This window comes from Vibrio sp. 1580 (assembly GCF_033340055.1).
In genome coordinates this window covers 1-16839 of sequence record NZ_JAWOVT010000024.1, presented here as the reverse complement: position 1 = coordinate 16839, position 16839 = coordinate 1, and the positions used below count along the sequence as shown (strand labels likewise).

General features: G+C 41.3%; 17 protein-coding genes. 8 read left to right on the top strand and 9 right to left on the bottom strand.

The genetic code is table 11. The features are described 5' to 3' along the window. Nucleotides 1–140: 140 nt before the first annotated feature. From R7093_RS22910 to R7093_RS22890, 5 genes are all read right to left on the bottom strand, one after another. Nucleotides 141–1598 (bottom strand): hypothetical protein, encoded by a 1458-nt coding sequence (locus tag R7093_RS22910; protein WP_318146823.1) that lies wholly within the window; start codon nucleotides 1596–1598, stop codon nucleotides 141–143. A 321-nt stretch (nucleotides 1599–1919) separates the two neighbouring features. After that, nucleotides 1920–2498: a Tfp pilus assembly protein FimT/FimU gene (locus R7093_RS22905; RefSeq protein WP_222712679.1), complete on the bottom strand. Its 579-nt coding sequence runs from the start codon at nucleotides 2496–2498 to the stop codon at nucleotides 1920–1922. Nucleotides 2499–2532: 34 nt separating this feature from the next. Beyond that, nucleotides 2533–3051, bottom strand: coding sequence for a metal-dependent hydrolase (locus tag R7093_RS22900; protein ID WP_222712678.1), 519 nt, complete (start codon nucleotides 3049–3051; stop codon nucleotides 2533–2535). Further along, a complete protein-coding gene (locus R7093_RS22895) occupies nucleotides 3048–3797 on the bottom strand; it encodes a hypothetical protein (protein ID WP_203493210.1) in 750 nt (249 codons plus the stop codon). Before R7093_RS22895 ends, R7093_RS22900 begins: the two co-directional genes overlap by 4 nt. Continuing rightward, a complete protein-coding gene (locus R7093_RS22890) occupies nucleotides 3787–4509 on the bottom strand; it encodes a hypothetical protein (protein WP_318146822.1) in 723 nt (240 codons plus the stop codon). The genes R7093_RS22895 and R7093_RS22890 overlap by 11 nt, the downstream gene beginning before the upstream one ends. A 943-nt stretch (nucleotides 4510–5452) precedes the next feature. Here R7093_RS22890 and R7093_RS22885 point away from each other — a divergent pair. Continuing rightward, on the top strand, nucleotides 5453–6526 hold the full coding sequence (locus R7093_RS22885) for a replication initiation protein (protein ID WP_069490877.1): 1074 nt from the start codon (nucleotides 5453–5455) through the stop codon (nucleotides 6524–6526). 615 nt (nucleotides 6527–7141) lie between these two features. After that, a complete protein-coding gene (locus R7093_RS22880; RefSeq protein ID WP_238971045.1) occupies nucleotides 7142–7765 on the top strand; it encodes a recombinase family protein in 624 nt (207 codons plus the stop codon). Here the strand turns inward: R7093_RS22880 and R7093_RS22875 are convergent. Then, nucleotides 7740–8042, bottom strand: coding sequence for a type II toxin-antitoxin system RelE/ParE family toxin (locus tag R7093_RS22875; protein ID WP_318146821.1), 303 nt, complete (start codon nucleotides 8040–8042; stop codon nucleotides 7740–7742). The genes R7093_RS22880 and R7093_RS22875 overlap by 26 nt on opposite strands. After that, the gene (locus R7093_RS22870; RefSeq protein WP_039470007.1) at nucleotides 8042–8302 is read right to left on the bottom strand and encodes a type II toxin-antitoxin system Phd/YefM family antitoxin; all 261 of its coding nucleotides are present in this window, start codon (nucleotides 8300–8302) and stop codon (nucleotides 8042–8044) included. Before R7093_RS22870 ends, R7093_RS22875 begins: the two co-directional genes overlap by 1 nt. Nucleotides 8303–8513: 211 nt before the next feature. Between R7093_RS22870 and R7093_RS22865 the strand changes: the two genes are divergently transcribed. The 3 genes from R7093_RS22865 to R7093_RS22855 all read left to right on the top strand — a co-directional run bounded on the left by R7093_RS22865 (nucleotide 8514) and on the right by R7093_RS22855 (nucleotide 10078). Further along, complete coding sequence (locus tag R7093_RS22865; RefSeq protein ID WP_318146820.1) at nucleotides 8514–9056, top strand: recombinase family protein; 543 nt, start codon at nucleotides 8514–8516, stop codon at nucleotides 9054–9056. A gap of 264 nt (nucleotides 9057–9320) precedes the next feature. Further along, a complete protein-coding gene (locus R7093_RS22860; RefSeq protein ID WP_132937357.1) occupies nucleotides 9321–9653 on the top strand; it encodes a hypothetical protein in 333 nt (110 codons plus the stop codon). A gap of 17 nt (nucleotides 9654–9670) precedes the next feature. Continuing rightward, the gene (locus R7093_RS22855) at nucleotides 9671–10078 is read left to right on the top strand and encodes a hypothetical protein (protein ID WP_065274872.1); all 408 of its coding nucleotides are present in this window, start codon (nucleotides 9671–9673) and stop codon (nucleotides 10076–10078) included. Nucleotides 10079–10391: 313 nt separating this feature from the next. Here the strand turns inward: R7093_RS22855 and R7093_RS22850 are convergent, their stop codons facing one another. Continuing rightward, a complete protein-coding gene (locus R7093_RS22850; protein ID WP_132937358.1) occupies nucleotides 10392–11030 on the bottom strand; it encodes a hypothetical protein in 639 nt (212 codons plus the stop codon). Nucleotides 11031–12093: 1063 nt separating this feature from the next. Continuing rightward, complete coding sequence (locus R7093_RS22845) at nucleotides 12094–13050, bottom strand: WYL domain-containing protein (RefSeq protein WP_132937359.1); 957 nt, start codon at nucleotides 13048–13050, stop codon at nucleotides 12094–12096. Nucleotides 13051–13211: 161 nt separating this feature from the next. Here R7093_RS22845 and R7093_RS22840 point away from each other — a divergent pair, with 161 nt between their 5' ends. The 3 genes from R7093_RS22840 to R7093_RS22830 all read left to right on the top strand — a co-directional run. Then, complete coding sequence (locus tag R7093_RS22840) at nucleotides 13212–13382, top strand: hypothetical protein (protein ID WP_165935402.1); 171 nt, start codon at nucleotides 13212–13214, stop codon at nucleotides 13380–13382. Between the two features lie 385 nt (nucleotides 13383–13767). After that, nucleotides 13768–14190, top strand: coding sequence for a PD-(D/E)XK nuclease superfamily protein (locus tag R7093_RS22835; protein ID WP_132937360.1), 423 nt, complete (start codon nucleotides 13768–13770; stop codon nucleotides 14188–14190). Nucleotides 14191–14259: 69 nt separating this feature from the next. Next, on the top strand, nucleotides 14260–16839 hold a 2580-nt coding region (locus R7093_RS22830; protein WP_318146819.1), incomplete at its 3' end, for an ATP-dependent DNA helicase.

Here is a 16839-nt window from a genome sequence, read left to right as displayed (position 1 = left end):
TTTGTAGCATCACTAGTAAGTTGGATAACGCGTCCGATATCCAACTTATTTGGGAAGTTTTTGGACATAAACGATTTAGATGTATAGCTCTAAACCTTCTCTACAAGATTAGAAAAATGTATTGAAACCTTAAATGCTTGTTAGCTTAATTTAACTCGAATACTTATATTTTGATACTCTTCGACATTAGTAGGTTTAATGTTCTTTCTATGCCAATCGAGGTGCCCACACGTACCTATAACTTTGTATTCGGAAGCTTGTTTAATTGCACTTGGTTTCGGGTGTTTATACCTATTATTAAAGCCAAATGAAAAGCATGCGATAGCATTCGGACTTGCTGCCCTAGGGATAAATTCACTTTCAACCTCAGCACCGTGATGACATGCCATTAAGGCGTCATAGTTTGTCTTCTTTTGAAAGTTTGGCAGATGGTGAAACCCCTTATCTCCAGTAAACAAGTAGCTTCTACGAGGTAAATTCAGAGAATACGAAACACCACTATTATTAGCATCATTGTCAATCCAGTTGGCATTTCCTAAAAGTCTTCCTCCGTTGTTAAAATTTAATTTTATAGAACCGCTTTTGCTCTTAGAGTGAGATATAATATAAAAACCTTCACACGAAGCCATAACTTCTAATATAAATTGCAAGTTGGCTACGGTTAGATACTTATCAGAAATTGTTTTAACGCAATTATTCTCAAAAGCTTCTATATTTAATGGAAATACAAAGTATCCCGACAAGATTTTGCTCTTAACATAGTAATTCGATAGTACATTCATCTTTTCAAAGGAATTCAATCGGTTAAATTTATTTTGACGACTGGAATACAGCTTTCTCTTAAAATCCAGAATGTCAGTTTTTCCCCTTCCATGTAGATATGAGTAATGATCTGTATCGAAATGCGTTATAAAAGTAAAATTTTCTCGCTCAAAGCTTTCGTTACAAAAATAACAAAAATAACAAAAAAATTTACATGCAGGTTGATGATTACAATCACAAAATTCCATTTGCTGCGGTGTAGTAACTCCACTATCCACTGTGCGTTTATTATACGGCGAGCTCAGACCTATATCGAAAAACAAGTTTGAGTTTGATTTAGCAACAACACTATCGGCTTGAGCTACAGGAAGAGCGACAATATTCAAGTCACTATTGACTTTGCTAAATACGCTCTTAAGTTTTGAGTATGAAAGTCTCTTGCTACTTGTTGTTATTTCTTTTTCTATTTTTCTAATTAGCGACAACTTTTTCGTTGTATAAGTCCTACTCTGAGCATTAGTTGCAGCATGCTCTGTTAAAACTTTAACGATAAAAAAGTAATCCCAGAATGATTCATATAAAGAAAATAAAATAGGTTGTTCGTATGGTTCTTTGGGACTGTATTCACGCTCTTCGATGGCTAGCCGAAATCCATATTGCTCTCCTTCGTCGTATGATTTTCCAGAAGATAGTGGAATTTCTAGACTACGTACTAATACACCTTCTTCGTCTACAATAAAACCGTCGAAACGATAACAGCTAACTGCTTCTGCATACGCAGTCTGTGACTCTGAAATACCAGAAAAAACACCCACAAAATCTACAAATTCTTCCATATATCCTCATGAATTAAGCTAACATTACTTATGCTACAAAAAACTGCCTTTGAGCGTCACATAATGCCGACTCATATTGAACATATCAATTTATAGTCAATAAGTTATTGATAATTATGAGAAGTTAAGATGCACAGAGAGGCATATTTTATAGATGAGTTTAATTCGGAAAACTTTTGGTAAGGACAAAATCCCATCAACAGAATATGACTGAGTTTTTGTTCTAACTAGTTTCGGGGAAGAATCTTGTCAGAGCCACCACATCCACAGAAGGAAACTGCTCCCCTACACTTGTCAATATTCAGGCTGAATATTGACAGCTTAGCAAGCCTCAGTGCGATACCAATCCCCGCCAATACCACAAAAACTAATTCTTCCAGTTATATGCATTTTCAAGGCAACCTTTTGGTCACCTTTCGCAAAAAATTTAAGAAGCTCACTATTACTTTCACTATCAAATGTTGAGTGACTAAGTAAAGGCCAGCCACTTACTGGATCAATTTCAATAACAGTTTGTGGATACGTTTGTTCTAACGTTAGGCCATCAAATACTCGGCCATGCAGCGTATAGATTACATTTGTTGTGCAGTCGGTAATGCTATCTGACAATGATAGTACTATGCAACGTTCGTCAGCATTTACGTTGGCCAAGTCTCTAAAGTGAAGGTAGGTAGGCGAATTCCTAAATACTGCTTCGCTTTTTGCCATGATGACGAACCCCATGAGTTCGTCTTGAGTTGTATTCATTCGATTACTTTCAAACAAGCTAGAAAAGCTTGGAACCGCAAATATTAGTAAGATACTGAGAATACAAATTGTTATGAGTAACTCAATCAAAGTAAAGCCTTTGTTCAACACCCTGTTCAAAATTCTTTCCTTTTTTCCAGCTATCGTTGTCAATATTCAGCCTGAATAATGACATTCTGCATGTCATTTAAATCAACCTAAATCGGTTGGCCTTCCACTCTAAGGCGTCAATTAAACCTTGCTCATACATGCCAGCCCAATCGTAAAAGAACGGCGCAAAGCCTTGTCCGCCTGTAATATGAGAAAGGCCAATACAAACTATCACTACGCCAGCAGAGATTGCGTATTCCACAGGGTCTCCAGTTCTAAATCTTCCGCCAAATAAATGAAATCGTCTGTCACTGTATGGCGAAAATGGCACTCCTGACACCGTCATTGCGTCAGTTAAAATATGGCTTACGCCTCCCCAAGCGAACGCCATGCCAATCTCTTGATAGTCCCATATAAAAGTAAATACGAGTGCCACAACGAGCCAATGGGTGAAAACATGGGTAGGGCCTCGATGTTTTATATGCCGACCGACGACCTTAGCAACATATTCAAGCCAGTCAGGAGCCGTGGCACCTAACACACAAACAGGTACATGAGGGGGTGAGATAACGGCACAAATCGACCCAGCAATAAGCCCATGATTCAGCCACTTCATTGAGTCACCTTCGGTTTAGAATGAGGTGGGAGGTAGGCAAGCTTTTGCAAATACTGGTTTACGCTGTCGCTGTAGGAACTCTCACACAATGCGACTAATGCCAGTCGATGCTCGACGATTTTAGCTTCATGAGCTAAAACGTCTCGATGTGAGCTCGCGACTTTTTCAAGTAGTGCCACTTGCTCGTTCACGTTCGCCACACCTTGGGCAACCCGCTGCTGTGAACGAGCTTCAAGTGATAGGTAGAGCCCCATCAAGCGGTAAGCGTAGTTTCTATCAGCGAGAGCTTGCGTGAAGGAAGCAACCGACGTCGCTGTGGCGGTTCTACGTTGGTACTCCCATTGCCGCTCTCGAGATTGCTCCGTCGTGGAGTAGAGCGGCATTTTTCCAACAATCCCGACATAGTGTTCTGAGATTTCAGGCCAATCATCACTGTTGTATTCATCTAAGTTCGTCCTCATTCCAGCGACAAGGTTTAAGTCGAGTTTGAATTTACTCTTCTCTGGATAACAGTTGAGTACGGTCTGAAAGATAGCATCTGGGTCAATCTTAGGCGCAGGCTTAAGAGCAGGAGTGGAGGTATTGTAATGAGGAGCATCCCCTTTCAATGTCGGCAATTCGAAAGGCTTAATCTCCGGTGGCTGCGCTGTTGGTTCATCCCAGGGTGTGGAAATCCCCCAATCATTGGCGTAAGCCACGGAGCAGAACAGGAAACACAGCACTAAAAGGCCATACTTAATCGGCACGCGTAGACCTCCGTCCGCTACCAAGCATTTGTAAGCCGCCAATCACAGCTCCAGCTTCCCACGCGCCCGCAACAACGCATAAAGCAACCATGAACCAAATTAAAGCTTTTGTAGTGTCATAACTGACATCGCTCTCTAAATTGATGCGCTGTGGTTCGCGTCTTTCGACGATGGGACGAATTGACGGGGGAAGGCGACCTTCTTCGCTACACGCCATCAACCAAATCTTGGCAGACAGTAAACATTTTCGTGCAATTTGAGCTTTACGACCTGTCAACTTATGAGCATCATCAATGAAAAGCAAAGATTGAGTATCAACCAGGTAATCTGCCAATAAGTCCGCTTTCAATTGGAGATTAAGTTTGCTCCAAGGAGTAAAATAAGTACCTTCTTCTTGGCTACTTACATACCATTTTTCAATCCCTTTAACCTCAACCCAGCTAGATAATGGCATTAGCCCTTCAAGCAAAACCGGTTGTGGTTTCTTTCCCCAAATTTCATGTCGACTATCGCGCAGCCGTTTAAGCCAACGGCTTTTACCAGAGTCATGAGCTCCGGTAATAAGCTGACACTGAGTTCGGCGTAAGCTCGTTTCTTTCCTATCTCGACTTGGTGCAAAGCGGCGAGGGGAGTCTACGATCAAAGGGGTTACATAACGGGTCCCATCTTTTCGCTGACGTTTATGATCGGTTCTAAGTTTTAAAAATCGCATGCTCTTCTTTCCTAACCGTTACAGCATACAAGCGAAGAAAAACAAAAAAAGCGAGGCCTAGTTTCCTGCGAACAACTCAAAATTAAAATGTAATTGCGTTGTTTATTGGTGCAGATAAAAAGCAGTGTGAAGAAAAAGCGAAGTGGACGAGGAACATGGGTTAGATTCGCGCAGCTCCACAAGTTTCAAACCGAAGGAAAGGGGTAAACAATCTGATGATGAATATCAATGATTGATAATTGATGAAGTGATTGAAATTAACGACCGTATTTTTCGCGCATAAGGGGTCTATGACGGGGCTGGGTGATGCCAAACTATAGCGTTAGCATCAACCTCACTTTCCATCATAAAAAGCACAGATTATTGGTTTTTCTTCGTGATGATTTATCAGGTGCGATTTACTGTGACAGATTAGTTAGGGCTGGGCCTAGTCACACGGCTCGCCACACCGCTGCAGGTAGAGGCGTTACTCTCTTCCGTTTCCTATACTGGTTTGTGTACCGACTTAACCAACCTTACAGACAGGCATATCACCATAGAACCTGTTTATCGATCGTTCATACCACACCATTGTCCAATCACGTCCCCCGTAGACGACATCACGTTGTCACTTACCCATTGCTTTCATCAAACAAGCCTGATGACCTCCCATTTATTTCACGTCGCTGGCGTATTTATCCGCAACGACAGAGACGGTAAGAATCTCCATACACTCTTTTGTCTTTATGCCTCTCCCGCAGTTAAAAGGAGCATGAAGTTATAACGAGAGGGTTAGTGCGCAAAAAGAGTAGGGTATAGGATCCGATCAAGTCAGAGATCTTTGGACATGATGATCATATCAATTACATAGCATTAAATGACATTATTTAGGCTAGGTAATTCCTCCATTACCTAAAACATGTCATAATTACCTAAATATTGTTATCTATGGACATAGTGTGAAATGAGTGATGAAGAGTATTTTTATCCAGTCGTAAGCGATAACTTACCAAAGCACATAAAGAAGGGTCATCAGCTGGTTTTCAGTCGACAAGATTTATCGGCAAGAGAAGCAGATATGTTCGCTTTAATGATCGCACATATGAAAGCGGCGGACTGGGAACAAAAAACCCCTCATTACGAATTCACTTCGCATCAACTATCAGAATGGTTAGGTGTCGAGTCTAAACATATTGGTAGTAACTTAAGCCCAGTAGCAAACCGCTTAGCCAGTAGAAAAATAGGCATCAAAGTCGACACATCTAAAGGTGATATAGAGTTTGATTATCGGCCGCTATTTAAGCACATCGCTTATAAAAACGGTGTGCTTACTATGGTTCCTAACGATATGCTGAAATCAGAGTATATTGAATATAATCAAGGTTTTGCTCTCATTAACACTCGCAATTTCTTTGACGTTAAAAAAGAATATTCCAAACGCTTATACGAACTACTTAGCCGCTTTAAAGATAAAGGCTTTGAGATGCACACACAAAAGTTAAGTGAGCTCAAAGGAATCTTTGGCCTTCTGGATGAAGCTGGTAAGTTAAAGAAAGATAAAAGCTCTTTTAAAAACAACAGTGTGTTTATGAAGCGTTGTATTCGTGAAAGTATCAAAGAGCTTTCCGAGCATCCTCAGATCAGCAAAGAGCTTCTATTTTTAGAAAGTAGTCAAGGGGATAAAGGCTTTGAGGTTGTAAAAAAAGGACGAACAATTACCGGGATAAAGTTTCTTTTCCGTTGGATAAAGTTAGGCACAATAGATGAGCTAAACCAACATGAAGCAATGAAAACCATTAAGGATCTAGAGCTAAAAAGGCTTCAAAACCAGGTTCGCCTTACCGAATCCGAACTAGAGTCATTAGCTATCGCTTACCGTTACGTCGGTAAAGAAAGTCATGCATTGAAAGTCGAGGAAAGCCTCTCAAGGCGGCACTTAACTCAAGACGAACAAAACCATGAAGATGACAACGAGCTAGAATCTTTGATTGAGAAAATAGAGACACTTTCAGAACTAAGTGATAGCCCAGATTACTAATTTCGAATAGAAGACATTTTCTAGGTATTTCGATCTCATTAATGACATATTTTAGGCAACAAAGAGTGATTCAAGACACAATTTAGGTGTTTTGGTGATAAGGCTCCTATAGATTCAAACTCTAGAAAGGGGAGCTCATAAGAATACATGTCATAGCAAAGAATAACGCCTTGTTTAAACTAAAATATGTCAGCATTCAGAAGTAAACACCTAAAATGTGTCATTAGTTAACCTGATATGCGATCAATAACACCTAAAATATGTTACCAATGAACCTAAAAAATGATCATCAACACCTAAAATTAGATCATAATCACCTAAATCTTGTTATCCCAACACCTAAAAGATGATCATAAAACATGATTAAAGCCATATAAATCAATACGTTGCGAGGGCTATAGGTTTTATAGATTTATACTTTACATAGAGTAGTATAGTTAAATATAGATCTTTATAGTTTGTGTGGATAACTGGAAAATCAAAGATTTACACAGTTACCCACGACAACGATCAATTTCATTTTTCTTCTTAATAAATTTTTATCCAGTCACATTTTAGGTAAGAACAACCAATTTAGTCCTCATCCCTTGCTATAACGTGAGAAAAGGAGGTGATATGTCTAATTACGCATATCTACGTGTTTCAAGCGATAGTCAAGATGTAGCAAACCAAAAGCATGGTATCTATGAGTACTGTAATAAGGTTGGTTTAGCTAATTTATGTTTTGTTGAAGATGTTATTACAGGCAAAAAAAAGTGGCATCAACGTAAGCTCGGTCAGCTAATAGAGGGAATGGGAACAGGGGACAAACTCATTTTTTCAGAAGTGAGCCGTATAGCTCGCTCAACACTTCAAGTGTTAGAGGTTCTTGAAGTCTGCATGGCAAAAGGTATTGATGTATACATTGCCAAGCAGAACATGCAACTAGATGGATCCATGCAAGCAAAAATCACAGCAACGGTTCTCGGACTTGCGGCAGAAATTGAACGAGAGTTTATTTCTATGCGGACTAAAGAAGCATTAGCGGCCAGAAAAAAAGCCGGCGTTATCTTAGGTCGTCCTAAAGGAGAGGCGGAAAAACTCAAACTGGACCCTAAAAGAGAGCTGATTGAAAAGTACTTAGGCATGGGGCTTGGGATCCGTCCAACAGCTAAACTTATCGATGAAGCTCCAAGCACGCTACGCGATTACATTAAACGAAGAAAGATAAAAGCTATATCTGTTGCTGGAAATGTTTAGCAGGAGACATATTTCGACCAAGAACCGCAGCAACCACAATATGGTCAGATTTTTTAATGTAGTAAATTACATGATGTTTTAATGGAAAGCGACAATAGCCTGTTCCCAGTTCGGGCATATCGATACCAATCAACTCGTTGTTAGCTAATAGTGCCATCGAACGCTTTAGTTCCCCGAAGTAATTAGCCCACTGTGCGCTACCCCAATTTTCAAGAGTGTAACGACGAATATCGACTAGGTCAGTTTGTGCGGCAGGAGAAAGTTTATATTGTGCCATCAGTCAAACTTGCCCTGGTCCAATTCGTTCATAAATGTTTCACCATCGACCAAATCGCCATTTGCGATATCTCGCTCAGCTTGTTCAAAACGTGATTTCACCATCGCCATTTTCAAAGCTTCAAGTTGTTCGTATTCTTCGCATGACATGACGACCGCCACCGGTGAGCCATTTTTACTAATTTGTACTGGTTCTCGCTGTACTTTCATCAGTAAATCACCAAATTTAGTTTTCGCGGTATTTGCGGTTAATGATTGCATAACGTGCTCCTTTTTTTTCTTATTATAAACGAATCGTTCGATTCATACGAATCATTTGAAGTGAGTCCGATACAGATTGTGTCCATAAAGGTGTACCTTTTGGTACATAATACACATCTCTGAATTACAGTGTACAAAAAGTCTTTCAATTTAAAAGTGAACATGTACACTAATTTTTAATTATCTTTCTGTTCACTTTGGAACCTTTCTTATGAAAATCGGTTATGCGCGTGTCAGTACTCTGGACCAAACCCTCGATGTTCAAATTGAACAACTTCAAAAAATAGGCTGTAAAAAAATATTCAAGGAGCAGCAAAGCGGAAAATCTGCTGATGACAGGGTAGAGCTAAATAAGTTACTTGAGTTTGCTAGGGAAGGGGATGTTATTTATGTGACCAAAGTGGATCGGATTGCTCGTAATACCATCGATGCGCTAAAAATCGCTGATACATTAGCGGAAAAAAATGCAGGTTTGGTCTTTCATGATCTCGGTGATATCGATATTAACTCCGATGTTGGCCGAGTCATTTATACCACTATCTCAGCTTTTGCTGAGATGGAAAGAAAACGAATCTTACAGCGTTGTAATGAAGGCAGGGAGCGCGCTAAAGCAGAAGGGAGACACCTTGGGCGATTTCCTGATAAGACGTTACACAAGCGTATACAAGAGCTTGCAGAGCAGGGAATGAACAAACATGCGATTAGTAAAGAGCTGGGGTGCAGTCGGACTACTGTTTATCGGGTGTTAGGTTAATTGGTTTTGGACAAAACTTTCTTAGAGTATTCACTTAAATTAGAAAAATGCGGATAACTTTGGATATCGGAAAGCCGCTTAGTGAGGTGCCCAGTTCTGCTGGTACAGATCAGTATGCTTGTTCGAAGTTAGCAGGGCTTAGATAGAATGTGGGTTTTATGACGCGCTTACACTCTTCTGATATTACAATTCTTACATTTGAGATAACTATATTATTTATATCTTCTAAGGTTACTGGTATCGGTTTGAAAAAAGAGGTGTATCATGAAGAGATTAATTGTATGTATTTTAACACTTTGTGCTAGCCAATCATTTGCAGCCCTAGATAAAGATAAATTTAACAAGGACATGGATGCTAAAGGTTACAGTTTTCAAGGGTGTACATTACTGCTCATAGGGGGCTTTGATGTTCATCGTCAACGCCTCACAGTAATCAATTTAAAAAACGTCACTGCTGCAGTTTTACCTAAAATGGCTTCAGATAAAATAATGCTATTAGAAGGAGGCAAGTATTACCCTCTCGATATTCAACTTAAAGACGGTGAAAATTCCACTGTGATTGAGTTCATGACCAAGATGAGTGAGTGCTCTGAATAGATTATAGAGAGGAATATATGCGTTTCAATAATATACCAATTTTCGTAATCGCACTCTCGGGTTTCAATATACTCCCAACTTATGCTGAAGAAATGCTTCAACAAGTCGAGTTCATGAGTGGTGCTTATTCAAACTTAAGTCCCAACACAGGCAAGATAGCCAAAGTGGAATATGTTCACATTATCAAGGCAGCTTCAACACATCCTAGTATCACGATAAATTCATATAAAAAGCCATTTGAAGATTCCATTAAACTTCTCAAAACTGAAGCCTTTGATGAATTGAAGAAAAGGGCAAAGTTAATTTGCAGTGATGAATACACCATCGTCTACGACCAACTAACCACACAGTTCTACCATTTGAGTGCATATAATATACCTTTGCTATCCCTACAGGGAAACGTCAATTGCATAACAAAAGAATGAAGCTTTAGCGCTGGCGGTTGATCAAATGAGAACTGATACAAACCAGCATCAAGGCACCAGTGCTCGTTGGCCTGTGAGTCAGATTTGTGGCATCATCAGGAGTATTGAGCAGACGGGCAAGCCTACCCAATCATAACTTACTGTCACACCGCCACCTTGCAACTGATCGAGAATTCATTAATCTGGTCGATTTGGTCACTAATCTGCACCATAAAAGAAAACGCGCCACTCCATATTCACCAGACAGTACCTCGAATTTTCCAACCACCAACCAGAACTGTTCGTAGGTTCCACCCTAAATACTGTCCCATCATTACGCGCCTCCCTCAGTCAATCGCAACACGTTTTCCTGCGGTGGTACGTTTGATTTAAACAGCTGATAAACCATGGCTGAAGCCAACCGGTGCTTATCGTCCTTAAATGTTGGCGAGCCCAATTTATCAAACTCAATAAAGTTCGGTTTTCCACGACCATCCCTAAACAAAAGTGACGCCATGGCTTTGGTCAGCTCATGACTATTAAGCTCTCCTTTTGCTGCCAACTCAGCCAACCGATCAATCGCCTCGGTGCTCTCATTAGGATCAGACTCAAACGCATTATCCATTACACTCGCCTGCAAATAGCCCATTAAATACGAACTAGAGGCAAAACCCATCATCGACGATGCCAGTGCTAGTCCTCCAACAGAGCCACCCGCAATGCTGCCAATGGAGGCACGCTGAAGATAATCGTTATCCGGAGAGAAGGTTTTGACGTAGTTGTGTGCGTTCATCCCACACGCTTTACACAACTGCTCTCCCGTCACCTGGTAGCGCGTACCGTCCTTGCTTAAATAAGGGCTAAGAATAGTCGCCTTACTTCCACCTGAAAGAGATCTGGGTTTCTTGTCCTTCCCTCCCAAAGCCCAGAATAAAACCACAACAATAATGAAACCTATAATCAGAATTTCCATATGCCCCCCAACTCTTAATGATAAAATTAAATATTAGACAATAAGAGCCACTAACTTAGTGGAAACAACAGATAATAAATAACCGTATCAACTTTGAGACATCTGACCTTCGACAGAAAATAGCTCATACCAGACAAATACGATCAGCGCCACCCAGACCATCCAACTTAAGATCACCGAATCTCCCATTTATTCAACGCATGATTTCCTCTTACCCAATAGCAACCGCATTACTATGTGACATCAAAGCACCAAGACCGTCGAATCGAAAATGTGCTATATCCGATCAACTCACTTGCGTCGTACAGGATATCGTGCGCCTACCTTCCGGATGAGTTACCAGACTTTAGTACATGTCGATAGTATTGGAATAATGTGGCCTTGCTAACCATTCCAGCCCAGCCTGGCCACAACCTACCCGTTGTCACAAAAAAGCATGTCATGGCCTAAGCGCGTGCCACTGCGTGACACAGGCCATCACATAAATGTCACAACGGGCAGAGCGGCACAGTCAGGTCTTCCATAGCAAGGCCGCTTAAAAGATCTATTACCAACCCCCATCCCCCAAGCTTGGGGGTATGTGCGTCAATTTAACATAATGTGGAATAATGCAAAATTGCACGCGCCTAACGTCAGCAAGCTGCCGGGCACTGGGCAACTTCAAGCATTATTGGACATTATGTGTAAATTGCCGCCACCGCACTGAAAAGCGTGCTCTAAGGTAGCCAGCAGAGCTGGCGCAGTTTATCTGCATTGCCCAAAAAGACGGGCAAAATAGGGCAGTGGTGACGCATCAAAACACAAACAACGTGTTTCCATACGGGTATCTTCATCACTTTCTATGATTCACCACTTGCGGTACGTTCGTTGTTGCCCGTTCCGGCCAATCCTTAAAAGGCGCTAGCTGTTTTATGGAATGCCACCACATCCCCCGCCCACCCAATGCTGCGCCCCGTTCTTTGATTATTGCGAGCCGGTGTGTGCTTTTGATATTTGTGTTTAATTTAACGTTAATGCTTATAAATTTAAGGCGCAGCGGTGGTCGTGTCGTGGAGGCAAAATACTAGTTTAACTTTGCAAAACATTTATGCTGCTCAAGAAGCTTATTAACCATACTTAGGTTGTTTAGCCTAAATCGGTAATACTTTTTATCAGTCTGTGAGCAATTCTCATTATTAATGTCTTGTATAGGCCTCGTGTCTATATGCCATTTGTTTTTCAATATCCAAAAATAAGCAGGCTTTTTTAAAATAAGAAGCTCATCACTTCCCTCTTCGATTCCAAAGTCCTTGCGTATAGCTGCTCTTTCCTTTTTCTCGATCCTATCTTCATGGATAATCAAAGAAAGAGGTATCTCTACGTTCCAATCAGGGTCATTAGCTAGAGTTTCATAAGAGTTCTGTTTTAACTCTTCTACATTTTGATGCTCATTTACGTCTAGCATTCGTGCAAAATGGAAGAATTTGAATTTATTTCTTGAGGGGTCTTCCTCTGAGCGATCGTAAGCTCTGAACATCCAGTTCTCACCGTCATGTAAGATATTTAAAGGTACGATAGTTCTCGTCGCATGATTGGTGCTATTTTTTGAGTAGTATTTACATTGTATTGCGTGGCCATTACTAATTGCCCGAGTAATACGTTCAACATGGTTAATGTTCATCTGATGAGGAAGTGTGTTTATTTTCTCGTAGGGCAAAATAACTTTATCGGTATCGGTAATTTTATTCTTGTTGAAACCGTGTGCCAGCATCCCCATTGCCGTTTCTGCATTCCAATCGATGAGCGGCTCGTAACCTTTTTCTATTGTATTGACTCTGAGTGAGCGGTTGTAAGACATGTTATTAGGGCGTAAATCTGCATATGCTGCCAACATTTTTGAGGCGGCAGCATCAGAAAGATTAAAAAGTTCTGTTATATCGACGCGCTTAATTGAACCGGTAAAACGTAGCATGAAGTCGATGAAAATAAGTCTATCTGCGTTATTTTTATCTTTATTTTTCAATTCATTATATGTGTACATTTGATAACCGAATTTTTGTTTTTTATGTGTTTAATTATACACAATGAACGTTCAAAAGTACATATTTAATGACTGGCACTTATAATAGTTACAAGTGCGCTTGCTATTGAAGTGATGGGGTGATATGATACCTATATCGTTAAATAAGAGGAGTAATAGCTTTGGCTACTAACGGAAAGACAGGCGATAACCGTCGTCATGGGATGGTACGCGAACGTTCACAAACTCAAACACCTTCTGGTCATTGGGTTAAACGTGATGCGAATACAGGACGTTTTATGGATGTGAAGCAAGATGGCACGCCATTTCGCGGCGTCCGAAAAGAAAAGTAAAAAGGCACTTTCAGTAAAGTACTAAAAGTGCCTTTTTACAGTGAGGTGAATTAATAACTCTGCGCCAACAGACTTATTAAGGCCCAACACTAAGAGGTTTCAAGCCCTGTAAGAAAGGCCGATTGCTCTGATTTGTCCCGCAATCATACCTTTCTAACGTGTTCACCTCAATCATTGAATTCCCTCTTTCATGTTTTTTGGGAGGAACCTCTGATGAGTATTCGTCAAAAAGTAGTGCAAGTATGTGCTTATGTGCGTCGTCGTAATGGGCGTCTTGAGTATGTCTGTCAGCATCTACGTTCTTTGCCTGGTGCATAGAAGAAACAATTACCGGGAGTCTTCAATGGGCTCCCATCTAAATAGCACAGTTAGAAAGGAAAAAACGATGTGCCGAAAAGATCTATTGAGAGATATCTCAAATACCCTGGCTAATTTTGGTTTTGCCGAGGGTGACAGTGGGGCTCCTATGACCTATCAATCTAATGTTAGGTATCCGAGTATTTTTGCAGGAAAAAATGACTATGCTCACTTTATCGTGTATATGCCTAATAGTACTATTCAAGTGGTTGCTAAGTACCAAGAGTCATCTGGCACCGCGATGGAGAAGCTTGGCTATACGGCATTTGATGCTGAGAGAACTGAGCATGACGCGTATTTGGTGGTTTGTGGAGGCCAAGAGCTATTGAGAGATTGCCGTGCGATCGATTTCTTAAATGAAAAGCGCCATATTGCTCCTAAGCTATTAGCTCTCACTGTTAGCGGCTTGAGTGATTACTTAGCAAGAGCGCTGAGCTCGGAAGCAGCTTAGATTGCAATAGCCAGCTTTACTCTGCTCTAGAGTAAAGCTGGCTAGGATAATTAGAAAAACGTTGGTTGTATGTCGTCTCCTAATCTTTCTCAACAAAAAGCAATTCATCACCATCAAGGCCCTTTGCTGATCATAGCGGGCCCTGGGTCTGGTAAAACCTATACACTCGTTGAACGTATCATGAACTTAATTGATGTTCATGGTGCAAAGCCTGAACAGTTGTTGGTCGTCACTTTTACCGAAAAGGCTGCCCAGGAGCTAAAAACCCGAATTTCGAATCGACTCCTAGAGAGAGGCTCACACTTTAATGTCAACGAAATGTACTTAGGTACGTTCCACTCTATATGTCTTCGTATCCTAGAAGAGTACCGTGAGTTTACACGTCTCAAGCGCAGCTTTGTGCTGATGGACCAATTCGACCAACAGTACTTTCTTTACCAAAATTTGCGGAAATTCAGCGAAATAGAAGGCATTGAGTTCATTCAGGGTGAGAGTAAAATTCCGGCCTGGGCTAAATCTGAGAACCTATTAGGATGGCTTAATAAAGCGTCAGAAGAAGTTCTTGATATCGAACAACTTACTCAGTCAGATGATGTCGCGATTTCAGCGCTTGGCGAAGCTTACGCAACCTATCAAGAATTATTGAAAGAGCACAACTCTCTCGACTTCTCATGCATCCAGCTTGAGACACTGGTATTGCTTCAACAGTACCCACAAGTACTTGAAGAGCTGACAGAAAAGATCACTTATTTGATGGTCGATGAATACCAAGACACCAATACCATTCAGGAGCAGCTTCTACAGCTCCTGATGGGAACGAAGCGTAATCTATGTGTAGTTGGTGACGATGACCAAGCTCTCTATCGCTTCCGAGGAGCGAGTGTTCGCAATATCTTGGAGTTCCCTACTAAGTTTGCGCCAGGAGAGTGTGAGCAAGTTAAGCTATCCATCAACTATCGGTCGCATCCGGATATCGTAGGTTTCTATGATACTTACATGGGAGATAAGCCGTGGTTGCGTGGTGGCGTTAGCTACCGCTACAGTAAAACCATCGAAGCTCGTGAGGGGGATTTTGTCGCAGGGCCAACGGTTGTCAGTGCTGTGACACCAGAAGGTGATGACTGGCATGAGGATGTCTATCAGATGCTCATGCACCTAAAAAATGAAGGCAAGCTTACCGATTGGAACCAAGCCGCGTTTTTATTCCGTTCTGTAAAAGCAGACAAAGTAAGAGCGCTTGCGCAATCTCTCGAAGAAAAAGGCATTCCTGTATATTCGCCACGTGCAAATCTATTTTTCGAACGAGAAGAGATTCGCCATATGATTGGTGCGCTGCACATGGTTTTTCCTATGGTAATGCCAGAGCGTAAGAAGAAAATCCAAGAAGGTCGAAGATTAGCGATTTGGGATTACTACGAACAGCAATGTATCGCGCCTTTTATTGAAAAACTGCGCCAACCGGAACAGTCTGATTTGCTTGCATGGTGTAAGCGAAAAGCTGCTGCGCACCATAATATGACCAAAAACGCGGAATCTGCTTTCCTCGGTCTGTTTTATGAACTGCTCCAGTTTCCGTTGTTTTCACGCTTTTTAGAACAAGAGAACGGTAATGAGCGTGCACAGCGTAACCTAGCTCAGATGAGTCGCATGTTGGGTAAGTTTGAATACCTTCACCATATCAGTGTGTTAAGTCCAAAGTACTTGTTGCGAAACCTAACGTCTCTATTCGACAACTTCTTGAAATTTCTTTTCGAAGGAGGGATTGATGAGTATGAAGATATGTCTGAGTATGCGCCTTCCGGTTGTGTTTCTTTTTTAACGATTCACCAATCGAAGGGGTTGGAATTTCCCGTTGTATTTGTCGGTTCGCTCGAAGCAGTACCCAGAAAACAATACACTGACTTAGACGAAATCATCGAACACCAGTACATGGCCAAACCCCCGTTTGAGCCGTTAGAAGATACCAAGCACTTTGATTTCTGGCGTCTTTACTATACGGCTTTCTCTCGTCCTCAGAATTTACTCGTTCTAACGGGACAAGAAAAATCTGGTCACGGAAAGACGCCATCAAAATACTTTACGGATTACACTTCGAAGCTTCCTTATTGGCGAGATGTTAAGCAGCAACTTGCTTCCATTGAATTCGAGCGAGTTAAAGACGTCAACATCAAACACGAATATGCATTTACATCGCACATTACGTTGTTCGAGACTTGCGCAGAGCAATATCGTCTGTTTAAAGAGCTCGAGTTCCAGCCAGTAAAAGCGAGCCCAATGTTGTTTGGTACCCTGATCCACGAAACTTTGGAAGATGTGCATAAAGCTGCACTTCGTGGTGAAGAAGATAAGATTACCAAAGAAAACATCGCAGACTGGCTCCAAGATAATTATCAAAACCTGGCTAATCGTGAGCGAATGTACTTAGGGGAGTCCACGCTCGGTGCGGCGCTGCAACATGTTATGCGCTACGTAGACCGAAAGGGAAGCAACTGGGATGATATCAAAGAGACGGAAGTGGATATCTCATTGGTAAAAGATCGCTATGTGCTTACCGGCAGCGTAGACCTTATCAAAGGTGAAGGCGATACCGTCGAGATTATTGACTTCAAATCTGAGCGCAAGCCAAATATGGAAAAGGACCGAGAGCGC